Origin of the sequence: Alcanivorax borkumensis SK2, from assembly GCF_000009365.1 — a bacterium.
Classification (GTDB): Bacteria; Pseudomonadota; Gammaproteobacteria; order Pseudomonadales; family Alcanivoracaceae; genus Alcanivorax; species Alcanivorax borkumensis.
In genome coordinates, this window is the sequence record NC_008260.1 from 2702838 (window position 1) to 2715490 (window position 12653).

A 12653-nucleotide genomic window follows, 5' to 3' on the forward strand; every position below is an offset into this window, starting at 1 on the left:
CGGGCAGTGTACTTGACACTCCCGGTTGCGGGGCAGAGGATTTGCCGCTTTCCGGCCCTGCGCCGCCCCAACCGGAGACACTCGTGAGTACGCCTTTCCCTTGGCAACAGCCGATTGCCGCCCCCAGCGAACCCCATCGGCAAGCCGCCCTGCACCGCCAAGCCCAGCTCACCAAACCCGCCGGCTCACTAGGCGAACTTGAATCTCTGGCGGTCACCCTGGCGGGCCTGCAGGCGACAAACCTGCCACGCATTGAGCAGGTTTGCATTGCCGTTTTCGCCGCCGACCATGGCGTCTGCGAGGAAGGCATCTCCGCCTTTCCCCAAGCCGTCACCGGGCAGATGATTGCCAATTTTGTTGCTGGCGGAGCTGCCATCAGTGTCATGGCAAAACAACTAGGCGCCGCTCTGGAAGTAATCAACCTGGGCACCGTCAGCCCGCTGCCCATTGACGACGGCGTGATTGATGAACACATCGCCCCGGGCACCGGAAACCTAGCCCGCCAACCCGCCATGACCGACGACCAATTGCAGGCCGCACTCGCCGCCGGAGATCGCGCTGCGCAACGGGCCGCCGATCGCCAAGCCGACGTGTTTATTGGCGGGGAGATGGGCATTGGCAACACCACCAGCGCCACCGCCCTGGCCTGCGCACTATTAGGCGAAGACGCCACCGCACTCACCGGCCCTGGCACCGGGCTGACACCAGAAGGCGTTGCCCACAAAGCCCAAGTGATTGCCCAGGCCCTAGCCCGTCACGGCACCCGGCCCGAACCGTTGGCCGTGCTGGCCTCTTTGGGGGGCTTTGAAATCGTCGCTCTGGCTGGCGCCTTTATCGGCTGCGCGGTACGCGGCATCCCGGTATTAGTGGACGGTTTTATTGTCTCCACAGCAGCCCTTGCCGCCTGCCAACTTCGACCACAATTACGCCCCTGGTTACTGTTCGCCCACCAGTCACGCGAGCCCGGCCACCAACGGCTGCTGCACGCCCTGGACGCCACCCCGCTGCTGGATCTTTCCCTACGCTTGGGCGAAGGCAGTGGCGCGGCTGTAGCAGTACCGTTATTACGCAATGCCTGCGCGCTACACAATCATATGGCGACCTTTGCCGACGCCAATGTCAGCAACGAAAACTAATTTTGCCGGATTACAGTAACGCCGAAGCCAACCTACAAGAACGGGAATAGATACCGATGAGCACCACTATTTTTGACCTGATTCGTCATGGTGAACCCGCCGGCGGGCAAATGTACCGGGGCCACAAAGATGACCCGCTAAGCGAGCAGGGCTGGCAGCAAATGCGTAATGCCATTACCGGCGACGATCAGTGGGACCACATCCTCAGCTCGCCCCTATTACGTTGCCGGGAATTTGCCGCCGAGCTGGCCAAGGAAAAGAATTTGCCGATGACCGTAGCGCACGATTTTAAAGAAATCAGCTTCGGCGACTGGGAAGGAAAAACCCGCGAGCAGGTGGCCCAGGAATACGGCGATCACCAAGCCAACTTCTGGCGCGATGCAGAAAGCCACCCACCGAGCAATGCGGAAACTATTCAGGATTTTCATCAACGCATCGGTGAAGCCTGGGCGCTGTGGCAAAACACATTGAAGGGCCAGCGGGTGCTATTGGTGTGCCACGGCGGCGTCATTCGCATGGTGCTAAGCCACGTACTCAGCATAGCCCCCAGCAAAGCCATGGCCGGCTTTCAGGTGCCTTACGCCTGCCGCTCACGGGTGCGGCTAGATGCCAGCGAATTCGGCACCTTGAGTTGCTTGATACGGCACGGGTAATTCTGGGTTGAACCTTCCACGTTGAAACGCGGGTAAGCCCCGGCTAACTGAGCGTTTTAGTCGCGACCTTTGAGGTGTATGTGATGAGGTGTATTTGTGATGCGGGCATCGCACACCCGCCCTTTAGAGCGTTGAATTACGCCCCTTTTAGCGTCTGCGTGAGCCCGGCCACCGACAGCAGCACCGTATCGCATTTTTCCGCTAACGACTGATTCAACCAGCCCAGCTCATCGGCGAAGCGACGGGTTAGCGGATCCATGCCGATAATCCCTAGCCCCACTTCGTTGCTGACTACCACCACATTGCCGGGGTACTGCCCCAGCGCCGCCAGAAAACTGTCTCGCTCGCGAACAAAAGTAGCCTCCCCTGCGTGCAGCAAATTACTCACCCATAGGCTCATGCAATCAATCAACACGCAGGGGAGCGGGGACAACCTGGCCTGGCGGTTCAGCAAAGCCCCCAGATGCAATGGCTCTTCCACTAGCCCCCACCCCGCCGGGCGGCGCAGGCGATGGCGACGAATGCGATCACTCATTTCACCATCGCCCGCCGTCGCCGTGGCCACATATACCACCGGTTCGCCTGACTCGGTAACGCGCTTTTCCGCCAACGCACTTTTGCCGGAACGAATGCCTCCGAGGATCAGGCTACAGGGCATCAGTTTTTCTTCACGAACTGAGTCAGAATAACAATCCGCTGGCCTTCAACCCGACCTTCAATGTGCTCAGGATTATCCTGCACCAAAGAGATATTGCGCACTGGGGTGCCGCGTTTGGCGGTGAAGTTGGCGCCTTTCACGTTCAGGTCTTTAATCAGCGTGACCGAATCGCCGGCTTCTAACACGGCGCCATTACTATCGCGGTGTAATTCCCGCGCTTCTTCATTCTGGCCTTCCCCTGTAGCCTGGGCCCAGGCGAGGGTGTCGTCCTCCAGGTAAAGCATATCAAGCAGATCCTGGGGCCAGCCTTCCCCCTGCAAACGCGTTAGCATTCGCCATGCCAGCACCTGCACAGCGGGCACCTGGCTCCACATGCTGTCGTTAAGGCAACGCCAGTGATTAACGTCTTCATTGCCGGGATTATCCAGCTGGGTTTGGCAGGTTTCACACAGCAGTACGCTTTGCTCGGCACTGCCATCGGATTCAGGGGGTACAGGATATACAGCAAGAGCATTGCTCGCCCCACAAAGCTCACAACAAGAATTGGCGCGGGCAAGCAACGAAGATTCCAGTGTCATGTAACGGCTCCTTTATCGGGGCCACATTATAACCGATTTGCGGCCCCCCAGCGGGCACCTTGAACGCCATTGCCGGAAAAAGTCGTCACTAACCATGGTCAAGCCCCCCCCTACCTATGGCTCACCATGCAACCTACCCCGACAACAAATCAGAAAATGAAAAGAACGCCAAAGCATCTCCCGGAGCCACCGTACAGCCCACCGGAACCACGGCCAGGCCATCCGCCCACACGGCCGAGCTGAGCATGCCGGAACTCTGATTAGGGTGCTTTTGCAGCACCGCTTGAGCGGCGTCAACCACGCAGCGCACACGCAGGTATTCCTGTCGTTTGGCCGGCTTGTTGATAGTGAAGTCCGCCGGCAAAGACATGGCCGTTGGCAATACCGCATCCGCGCCACAACAGCGCCGCAACATTGGCAACACCAGCATCAGATAGCACACCAACACCGCAGAGGGGTTTCCCGGCAGCCCAAAGAAGGGGATACCGCCAAGGTTGCCGTAGGTAAACGGCTTACCTGGCTTAATCGCGAGGCGCCAAAAATCTAACTCCCCCTGCTCGGCAAGCACCGCTCGCAAATGATCTTCTTCGCCCACAGACACCCCGCCGGTAGAAATAATCACATCCGGGCGTTGCGCTGAATCGGTGAGTAAATCATTGAGAGTTTCGCGGATAATGGCCGGGTCATCGGGCAGATGTTCCCGATGCACATTCACAAAGCCGCTTTGCTGTAGCAACTGCGTTAGCAGGGGGCCATTGCTGTCGAAAATTTTTCCCGGTAACGGGGACTCTTCCGGCGACTGGATTTCATCGCCGCTGGTGAGAATCAACACCCTGGGGGAATACACTTTTACCGTCGCGATCCCAACGGAAGCAGTCAGCCCCACCGCCTGGGGGGTCAGCCTCTCACCCCGCGCCAGCACCACTTCGCCGTGCCGAGCATCCTGCCCCGCCGGGCGAATATTTTGCCCGGCAGTCACCGTGTCTCTACCCGGCAAACGCACCCGGTGTTCAGCAATTTCACAGTCTTCCTGCATCAATACCGTATCGGCCCCGGCAGGCACCGGTGCACCGGTAAAAATCCGCGCCACCTGACCTGAAACTATCGTGGCAGGCGCATCACCCGCCGCCACACGCAGCGGCATGGGCCGTGTTAGCCCCGGCTCGCCCAGGTCCGCATAGCGCAGCGCCACACCATCTACGGCCGCGTTATCAAACGCCGGCACATCTACCCGTGAGGTAACGGGCTCAGCCAAATACTGCCCCTGACAACCGGCCAACGGCACCTCGGTAATTGCCCGAAACGGGCGCGCCGAATCCAGTAACCGCTCCAGCGCTTGTGCCACTGGCATTAAGGGTTGCTTGCCTGCGTGCATTTTTCTCTTCCTTTCAAATCACCGCGACAACATTCGCTTTATCGGCGCACTTGGGCAACAAAGTTACAGGGCCGATGACGGGCATCCAGCTGCTCGACAATAATGCGGTCCCACCCTGTGGCACACGCATTATTGGACCCTGGCAGGCAAAAAATCACCGTGCGGTTGGCCAGCCCGGCCAGGCAACGACTCTGAATAGTGGAAGAACCGATATCCTCCACGCTCACCTGCCGGAACAGTTCGCCAAACCCCTCAATGGTCTTGTCGAACAGAGGCGCCAGCGCCTCCGGGGTGGAGTCCCGCCCTGAAAACCCGGTGCCACCGGTAGTCACAATCCCTTGTATCCGATCGTCGGCAATCCAATCAGAAACCACCTTGCGCAGCTGATAGATATCGTCCTTCACTATCTGCCGCGCTTGCAGGGTATGCCCCGCCTCTTTTAACCGCGCTACCAGCAGGTCTCCGGAGGTATCGGTTTCCGGGGTTCGGGTATCACTCACGGTCAATACCGCCAGCGCCAAGGGCTCAAATCTAGCCGCAGGTTTGGACATACATTCTCTCCTTACGCAATCCGCCAATGCTAGCACGTGTCATACCTGGGCGGCTGGACAGCACAGCATGATTTGACCGTTGCCAACAGCCCCTGTTCTAGGCTACTCCCCAAAGGTAAATTCAATTTCTATCAAGAGTTTATCGGAGAACCGCCATGAACCGTATGGAAGTCGCCCAGCAAGAGGCTGCACAACTGCCCCGGATGCCACAACGCAAGCTCAAGGATATCCCTGGTGACTACGGCTGGCCGTTACTCGGGCATACCGTGCCGTTTCTGAAGGACTATCACAAAATGGTCACCCAGCAAGCGGCTAAGCATGGGCTGATTTTCAAAAGCTCGGTGTTATTCCAGCACGGGGTGACGCTGCTCGGCCCCGATGCCAACGAGTTTGTTCTCAAGGACCCGGAACATGCTTTTTCCAGCCGGGCGGCCTGGAATCCGATCTTGGAAAAGCTGTTCACCGACGGTTTAATGTTGCGTGATTTTGCCGACCATAAATTTCACCGCCGCATCATGCAACAGGCATTTAAAAAACCCGCCTTGGCCAGTTATCTAGGCCGCATGAACGGTCACATTGGCAGTGAGATCAGCCACTGGCCCACAGGCAAAGAATTGAGGTTCCAAGACCATATCAAGTCTTTGTTACTGGACGTGGGCGCACAAATCTTTTTCGGCTTGGAAATGGGGCCGGAGTCCAACAAGGTGAACCAGTCTTTTATCGACGCAACCGACGCCTCTTTGGCCGTCGTTCGTCTGCCCATCCCGGGCCTGCTCTGGCACCGTGGCATGAAAGGGCGCCGCTATTTGGAAAAGTTTGTCACCGGGCTGATTCCACAAAAACGGGCCAGTAACACACCCGATTTCTTCAGCGAGCTTTGCAAGGCCGCAGACGAAGAAGGGGGCCTCTCAGATAAAGACGTGATGAACCACATGATCTTCCTGTTGTTCGCCGCCCACGACACCACCACCAGCACCCTGTGCTCCATTGTCTACATGCTAGCCAAACACCCGAACTGGCAAGATATACTGGTGAAAGAAATAGAAGGGCTGAATAAAGAAACGCTAGACTATGACGACTTGGCGAAAATGGAAAAAACCGACTGGGTCTTTCGCGAAACCCTGCGCATGCGACCCGCGCTCACCACCTTCCCCCGGCGCACAGTCAAAGAGATTGAGTATCAGGGCTATACCCTGCCAAAGAACACCTTGGTAAGTATATCCACGCTCTACACACACTACATGGAAGACTACTGGAGCAACCCGACCACCTTCGACCCGGAACGCTTCAGCGACGAACGCGCCGAGCACAAGAAGCACTTTTACCAGTGGGTCCCTTTCGGCGGCGGCCATCACAAATGCTTAGGTCTGAATTTCGCTGAATTACAAACCAAGACTTTTCTGTTCCAGTTTCTGAAACGTTACCGCGTTAGCGTCAAACCCGGCTACGAACTGCCCACCCAGCAAGTACCGCTGATCATGCCAAAAGATGGATTACCCGTGGTGCTAGAAAAAAGAGCCTAACGTTGAAACGCAACCACACCCTTTCCACGCCAAAAAAAGGGGCCGCGATCATCACTGATCACGGCCCCTCTTTTTGGTATCACCAATTCACCTCGCGTTTTAGCGTCTAACTTTCGCCTCCGCTCTGCTGAAATAAATGCACATCCCGCTGGGGGAACGGAATGGTAATACCGGCTTTATCAAAGGCGTATTTCACCTGCTCGAACAAACCAAAATACACCGGCCAATAATCTTCCGAATTCACCCACGCCCGAGTCAACATTGTAATGCTGCTATCCGCATGGGCCGAAACAAAAATATCGGCGTCGAAACTACCACCATCCAGAATGCGATCATCGTTATCAATCACCGATTGAATCGCGGCCCGAGCCTGCTCAATGCTATCGCCATAGCCAATACCAAATTCAATATCTATGCGCCGTTGCGGCTCCACAAAAATATTTTTGATACAGCCATTGGACATGAGTCCGTTGGGAATCACGATGCGCTGGTTGTCGTAGGTCGTGAGGATGGTATTGAAAATCTGAATATCCCATACTTTTCCGGTATGCCCCTGGGCTTCAATAATGTCCCCCACCCGGTACGGTTTGAAGAGCAGGATAAGCACACCGCCAGCAAAGTTGCCCAGGCTTCCTTGCAACGCCAGCCCCACCGCCAACCCCATGGCACCCAGCATGGCAATAAAGGACGTCGTTTGTACGCCAACCATTCCTGCCACCGCCACCAGCAACAAAATTTTAAGCAGCACATCAACAAGGCTGGTCATAAACTTCTGTAAGGTATCGTCCACGGCCTTGAAGCCCAGCAGCCGGTTCATGCCCTTGATCACCCTCTTGATGATCCAGAAGCCCACAATCAATGTAATCACCGCTAGCAGCACCTTAGGCAAATAGGCCATGCTTAGCTCAATTCCCTTGTCCAGATACGGCTGTATTTGCTCCATATCCATGATTCCCTTCCTTTATGAGTTATGTAGACACTTAAAGTACCACTAAGAGGCCAACCGCAAACCTTAACTGCGTCTGAATCTGCCACTATTTATCCTTTCGGCCCAACGGTGGAGGTATGAATCCTTACCCAAATTAGCGCTATACTGCGGGCACATTCTCCACCGAATAGATAGCCATGAAGTACGCCATCGTGCCGGTCACCCCGTTCCAACAAAACTGTTCTATTCTTAAATGCGAAGCGACCAACAAGGTGGCTATCGTGGACCCAGGCGGCGACCTGGAAAACATCCTCACCGCCCTTGAGCAAATAGGCGGCACACCGGAAAAAATCCTCGTCACCCACGCGCACCTTGACCATATTGGTGCCGTGGCAGACCTGGCAGAGCGGCTATCTCTGCCCATTGAAGGCCCGCACCGGGACGATCAATTCTGGATTGATATGCTGCCCCAGCAAGCACAAATGATGGGCTTTGCTCCATCACGCCCATTCACGCCAGACCGCTGGCTGGAAGGCGGCGATAGCGTCACCGTGGGGGAAACCCGTTTCGAAGTGCGCCACTGCCCCGGGCACACTCCCGGCCACGTAGTGTTCTACCAGCCCGAAGCAAAACTGGTGGTGGTGGGTGATGTCCTATTTAACGGTTCCATAGGCCGCACGGATTTCCCCAAAGGCGACCACGACACACTGATCCAAGCGATCAAGGACCAGCTGCTAACCTTGGACGACGACGTGTCCTTTATTCCCGGCCACGGCCCCATGTCCACCATTGGCCATGAACGCAGCCACAACCCTTTCGTATCTGGCAAACACGGATAAACATGGATTCAGTGGTAATGAAGTGGCTGCTCACCGTGATGGTGCTGCTGGTCGGCTGGGTATTGTCCATCGCCCTGCGTGGGGCAACCAAACGGCTGGGCCGCCGCCGGGGCTATAGTCGCGCGCGTATTTTTCAAACCGCCGTGGTGATCAACAGCAGCAGCTTGCTCCTTTGCCTGTTGGCGCTAAGCATTTTGTGGGGCTTAAAAGGCGACGGCATCATGGTTTTCGCCACCTCACTGATGGCACTGCTCGGCGTGGCGCTGTTTGCTAGCTGGTCCATGCTGAGCAACACTACCGCCGCCATCATTCTGTTCTTCAGTGCGCCTTACCGGGTCGGCGACCGAATCCGCTTACTGGACGGCGACAACACTGTCACCGGCCAGGTCCGCCACATGGGGCTGATCTTCATTACCATTCAAGATGAACTGGGCCATCGCTACACCCTGCCCAACAACCTGCTGCTGCAGAAAACCGTCATCCAGCTACGCGGCGACACTCTGCCCCGGGATCAAAAACATATCAAAGCAGACTAACCCCCCGTTCTCGCCACATTCAGAGTCCGGTAAAGTAATAACAGCGAAGAAGCATCGGCCCAACGAATAGAGCACGCGGTCAAAAAAATGGCCATGCTCGCCCTGCTTCTTCCCCTTATTGCCGTAGCGACCCTACTGAGCGGCGGCCAACGTAATCGGGGGCTAGGCGCAGCATCCGCCGAAGGCTCCCGCCAGCAAAGAGGCCCAACAATGAGTAACACCAGCACCGCCAACCTGGCTCGCATCATCTATGTGCTACATTTGCTGGGTCTGATCACCGGCGGGCTTACCGCCATTGTCGGCGTGATTCTTGCTCACATTAATGTCAGCGATGCTCCACCACCGCTACGCGAGCATTTTCGGTTTCAGTACCGCACCTTCTGGATTGGCCTGCTGTACTGGTTTATTGCCGGCATCACCACCCTGGCCCTGATTGGCTGGCTGTTGATGGTGCTAATCTCCGTCTGGTGGATTGTACGGTGCGCCCGGGGCATGTCTGCCCTGAATCGCAACCAGCCACCTAGCAAGGTGGAGAGCTGGGGGTTCTAATACCCCTATCGATTTGTCACATAACTGACACAGGCGCAGGCCAGACTGGCCGGCCGCGTCATCAACCGCCCTAAGGAGAAGTCATGTTGCCCCTGCGCCTGCTTACCGTAACCCTTTGCGCCCTGTTTCTGGCCGCCTGCGCCCGCAGCCCCGTGGTACAGCTATACGATGGCCCAGCCAAAGCCGACAGCCAAGTGCTCACCGTTAAGGTGCCCAGCGAAATCGAAGTGTTCACCATTAACGGCAAAGAACTGGAAGGCGTAAACACCTTTTTCGCCACCGACTTTAAGGAACTGAAGTTAGCGCCCGGCCGCTATGAAATCCTCGCCTATTACAAAGAGTTATGGCAACTGGATGTGGACAATCATGAGATTGTGAAAACCAACCCAGCCAACTTCATCATCGATGGCAAGGCAGGCGACCAATGGCAGCTGGGCTTCGACAAACCCCAGAATGTGGAAGAGGCCCGCGCCATGGAAGACAGCTTTAGCGGCTGGGCCAGCAATACCGAAACCGGGGAAAAAGTGGCGGCCAAAGAATCTGATCTGATCCTTAACCGCGGTTTCCTGGCGCCAATCACCGGCGAAGAAGTCACCACCGCTACCAGCAACAGCATTGCCCCCCAAAATGCAGCAGGGGCCAATGCCGCCAATGCACAAAAGAGCACCAGCGTCGCGCCCGGGGCCAGCTACTTGGATACGCTTAAAGCGCAATGGAAACAGGCCACCCAGCAAGAGCGTCGCGAATTCCTGCAGTGGATCTCAGAATAACCCAACACCGCATGCGTTCACGCGGGCAGGCAAGCGGCACCGCCCGCGCCTTGCCCGCGCCTTACCCACACAAGGCTCCTTCAGGCTCGGCGAGTCACTCCCCCTGAATCGTCGCCACTAGCCGCCTTGTGCCAGCGTTATCGCGATGTTCGCACAGGTAAATACCCTGCCACGTGCCTAGCGCCAGCCGCCCGTTACTAATAGGCAAGCTCAATGAAGGGCCTATCAGTACGCTCTTAATGTGCGCCGGCATGTCATCCGGCCCTTCCAGAGTGTGCTCATAATACGGCGCGTTCTCCGGCACCATTACATTCAGGTGCCGCTCAAGATCACCGCGCACATCCGGGTCCGCATTTTCATTCACGGTGAGCGATGCAGAAGTGTGCTGAATAAACAGGTGCAGCAAGCCTATCTCTAGCTCAGCCAACTCCGGCAGCTGCTCCAACACTTCACGGGTCACCAAATGGCAGCCACGCCGTTTAGCGGTGAGAGTGATGTTGCTCTGTTTCCACATCGTCGTTCCCTCGCTGGCGGTTAAAAAGCCTTTTGCATGGCCGGCCTGAAAGCCCGCGCAGGCCTTAGACCCTAGCGCCTAATGCTGAACACGACAGACTGTATTTTGACCGCACAGCATTCACAGGCATGCATAAAACCTAAAGGCCAAACCATTGTACTTATCGGTGCCGTCAGTGGCATCCATGCCGAGGCTGCGGGGATCAGCGACAGATCAACACACCACGTTCATTGGCGTACCCGCCTGCCATTGGCGAATATTCTCCACCACACCATTAAGCAACCGTTGCCGGGATTCGCGGGTGCCCCAGGCATTGTGGGGGGTAATCAACAGGTTGGGGATACCGTCCGCCAGCAACGGATGCGCCATCGAAGGCGGCTCGCTGCTGAGCACATCCAACCCGGCCCCGCCAAGTTGCCCACTGCGCAACGCTTGCGCCAATGCAGGCTCATCAATCAACCCGCCGCGGGCGGTGTTCAGCAACACTGCGCCGGGTTTCATCTGCGACAAAAACGCCGCGTCCACTAGCTTGTCGGTCTGCGCTGTTAGCGGGCAATGCAGGCTAATCACATCCGCCGCCGGCAACAGCTCCGCCATCGGTACCCGGCCGGGCTGATTGCCCTGGGCCTGAAACGATTCGGCAACCAGCACCTGCATGCCAAACGCCTTTGCCAGCCGGGCAACTTCGCGGCCCAAATCGCCATAACCGATAACCCCGAACGTTTTACCCGACAGCTCCATCATTGGATGGTCAAGCAGGCAGAACTGCGAGGCACGGCTCCACTCCCCGCTACGCACCGCTTCATGGTAGGGAACCAGCCGAGCCGCCAGCGACAACAGCAGGGCCATCGTATGCTGTGCCACCGAGGCGCGCGCATAGCCCGTCACATTGCAAACCGTGATGCCCAGGGCAGAGGCCGCAGCCAAATCCACATTATTGGTACCAGTGGCGCAAATGCAGATAAGCTTAAGGGAAGGACAGGCTTTCAGCGTGGCGGCATCCAAAACGACCTTGTTGGTCACCACCACCTGCGCACCTTCCAGCCTAGCCGCACACTGGTCGGCACGGGTCTGCGGGTAGCACGCCCACGACAACAAAGTGTCGAAGGTGCTGAAGTCCAGCTCACTGGGAACCAGGGTATCGGTATCCAGAAAAACGCCTTGCATAACCTGTCACCGTTGGGGAAGAAGGGAGGCCTGCCATGCTAACGGATTTATTGGAAAAAATGGGCTTCGACCTGCCGCAGCAGGAGTGGCAAAAACCCATCATTGGCGTTAGTGCCTGCCTCACCGGGCAAAAGGTACGCTACGACGGCGACCACAAACACAATGCCATTGTGATCCACCAGCTGGCGCCCTGGTTACGCTTTCGGGAAACCTGCCCGGAGGTGGCCATTGGCCTGCCCGTACCGCGCCCCCCTATTCAGGTGGTGCAACTGGAGGGCCGCCTGCGGGTTCGGGGAGTCGATCAGCCCCAACAGGATGTGACCGACGCACTGGAAAACGTGGCGGCCACATTGCAACAACCCTTGAGTGGTTTCGTCCTCAAAGCCCGCTCGCCCAGTTGTGGTTACCTGAACACCCCGGTACATAACCCCCAAGGCCAACAAATCGGCATAGCCTCCGGCGCCTTCGCCAATAAGCTCCACCAACACTTCCCGCGCATTGCGCTGGCCAACGAAGAAGACATGGAAAAGCCCGCTTGCCTGCAGGCCTTTGTGCTACAGGCATACTGCTACCACCAGTGGCGCCACAACGATCAGCAAGGCCAATGGCTACATCACATGCAGCAGCAAACCGAGCAGTTGGATGAGCCGCTGCGCAATGACATGCGCCAGTACCTGGAGCAGCTCGGCCAGGCCATGCATTAAGAGGGTCGCTCAGGCTCTCGTGTTACGTCTTTCAAGCGAATTCGACTTACAAAACCGCACGGTTCATCGGTATGGCGAATTAGGCCGAAGGCCGTCATCCGACTCCACACCGAGAATCGTTTTGGCAAAAAAAAACGCACGGCCCTAAAACCGTGCGCTTTTATTTATCCGT

At 57.0% G+C, this 12653-nt stretch carries 15 protein-coding genes; 8 read left to right on the top strand and 7 right to left on the bottom strand.

All coding sequences use genetic code 11. The features are described from left to right. The first annotated feature begins 83 nt into the window (after positions 1–83). Positions 84–1136 (top strand): nicotinate-nucleotide--dimethylbenzimidazole phosphoribosyltransferase, encoded by a 1053-nt coding sequence (cobT, locus tag ABO_RS12180; protein WP_041705096.1) that lies wholly within the window; start codon positions 84–86, stop codon positions 1134–1136. A gap of 56 nt (positions 1137–1192) precedes the next feature. Then, entirely contained in the window at positions 1193–1789 is a 597-nt protein-coding gene (locus ABO_RS12185; protein ID WP_011589653.1) for a histidine phosphatase family protein, read from the top strand. 136 nt (positions 1790–1925) lie between these two features. On the opposite strand, the gene cobU is transcribed toward ABO_RS12185, so the two are convergent. The 4 genes from cobU to moaB all read right to left on the bottom strand — a co-directional run bounded on the left by cobU (position 1926) and on the right by moaB (position 4951). After that, positions 1926–2447, bottom strand: coding sequence for a bifunctional adenosylcobinamide kinase/adenosylcobinamide-phosphate guanylyltransferase (gene cobU / locus ABO_RS12190; RefSeq protein WP_011589654.1), 522 nt, complete (start codon positions 2445–2447; stop codon positions 1926–1928). Continuing rightward, entirely contained in the window at positions 2447–3025 is a 579-nt protein-coding gene (locus tag ABO_RS12195; RefSeq protein WP_011589655.1) for a PhnA domain-containing protein, read from the bottom strand. The genes cobU and ABO_RS12195 overlap by 1 nt, the downstream gene beginning before the upstream one ends. Before the next feature lie 133 nt (positions 3026–3158). Then, positions 3159–4400, bottom strand: coding sequence for a molybdopterin molybdotransferase MoeA (gene glp, locus ABO_RS12200; RefSeq protein WP_011589656.1), 1242 nt, complete (start codon positions 4398–4400; stop codon positions 3159–3161). 38 nt (positions 4401–4438) lie between these two features. Beyond that, the gene (moaB, locus tag ABO_RS12205; protein WP_011589657.1) at positions 4439–4951 is read right to left on the bottom strand and encodes a molybdenum cofactor biosynthesis protein B; all 513 of its coding nucleotides are present in this window, start codon (positions 4949–4951) and stop codon (positions 4439–4441) included. 155 nt (positions 4952–5106) lie between these two features. On the opposite strand from moaB, the gene ABO_RS12210 reads away from it, so the two are divergent. Next, a complete protein-coding gene (locus ABO_RS12210) occupies positions 5107–6474 on the top strand; it encodes a cytochrome P450 (protein WP_011589658.1) in 1368 nt (455 codons plus the stop codon). Positions 6475–6580: 106 nt separating this feature from the next. Here the strand turns inward: ABO_RS12210 and ABO_RS12215 are convergent, their stop codons facing one another. After that, positions 6581–7423: a mechanosensitive ion channel family protein gene (locus ABO_RS12215; RefSeq protein WP_011589659.1), complete on the bottom strand. Its 843-nt coding sequence runs from the start codon at positions 7421–7423 to the stop codon at positions 6581–6583. Between the two features lie 176 nt (positions 7424–7599). Between ABO_RS12215 and ABO_RS12220 the strand changes: the two genes are divergently transcribed. The 4 genes from ABO_RS12220 to ABO_RS12235 all read left to right on the top strand — a co-directional run bounded on the left by ABO_RS12220 (position 7600) and on the right by ABO_RS12235 (position 10096). Beyond that, complete coding sequence (locus ABO_RS12220; RefSeq protein WP_011589660.1) at positions 7600–8241, top strand: MBL fold metallo-hydrolase; 642 nt, start codon at positions 7600–7602, stop codon at positions 8239–8241. A gap of 2 nt (positions 8242–8243) precedes the next feature. Beyond that, positions 8244–8777 carry a mechanosensitive ion channel domain-containing protein gene (locus tag ABO_RS12225; RefSeq protein ID WP_011589661.1) on the top strand — a complete coding sequence of 178 codons (534 nt, stop codon included), beginning with the start codon at positions 8244–8246 and terminating at the stop codon, positions 8775–8777. A 210-nt stretch (positions 8778–8987) separates the two neighbouring features. After that, positions 8988–9326: a DUF4870 family protein gene (locus ABO_RS12230; RefSeq protein WP_011589662.1), complete on the top strand. Its 339-nt coding sequence runs from the start codon at positions 8988–8990 to the stop codon at positions 9324–9326. Positions 9327–9409: 83 nt separating this feature from the next. Continuing rightward, positions 9410–10096, top strand: coding sequence for a DUF2057 domain-containing protein (locus tag ABO_RS12235; RefSeq protein WP_011589663.1), 687 nt, complete (start codon positions 9410–9412; stop codon positions 10094–10096). A gap of 94 nt (positions 10097–10190) precedes the next feature. On the opposite strand, the gene ABO_RS12240 is transcribed toward ABO_RS12235, so the two are convergent. Continuing rightward, positions 10191–10610, bottom strand: coding sequence for a secondary thiamine-phosphate synthase enzyme YjbQ (locus tag ABO_RS12240; RefSeq protein ID WP_011589664.1), 420 nt, complete (start codon positions 10608–10610; stop codon positions 10191–10193). Between the two features lie 213 nt (positions 10611–10823). After that, positions 10824–11777, bottom strand: a complete 954-nt coding sequence (locus ABO_RS12245; RefSeq protein ID WP_011589665.1) for a 2-hydroxyacid dehydrogenase — start codon at positions 11775–11777, stop codon at positions 10824–10826. 35 nt (positions 11778–11812) lie between these two features. Between ABO_RS12245 and ABO_RS12250 the strand changes: the two genes are divergently transcribed. Then, positions 11813–12481 carry a DUF523 domain-containing protein gene (locus ABO_RS12250; protein WP_011589666.1) on the top strand — a complete coding sequence of 223 codons (669 nt, stop codon included), beginning with the start codon at positions 11813–11815 and terminating at the stop codon, positions 12479–12481. Positions 12482–12653: the final 172 nt, after the last annotated feature.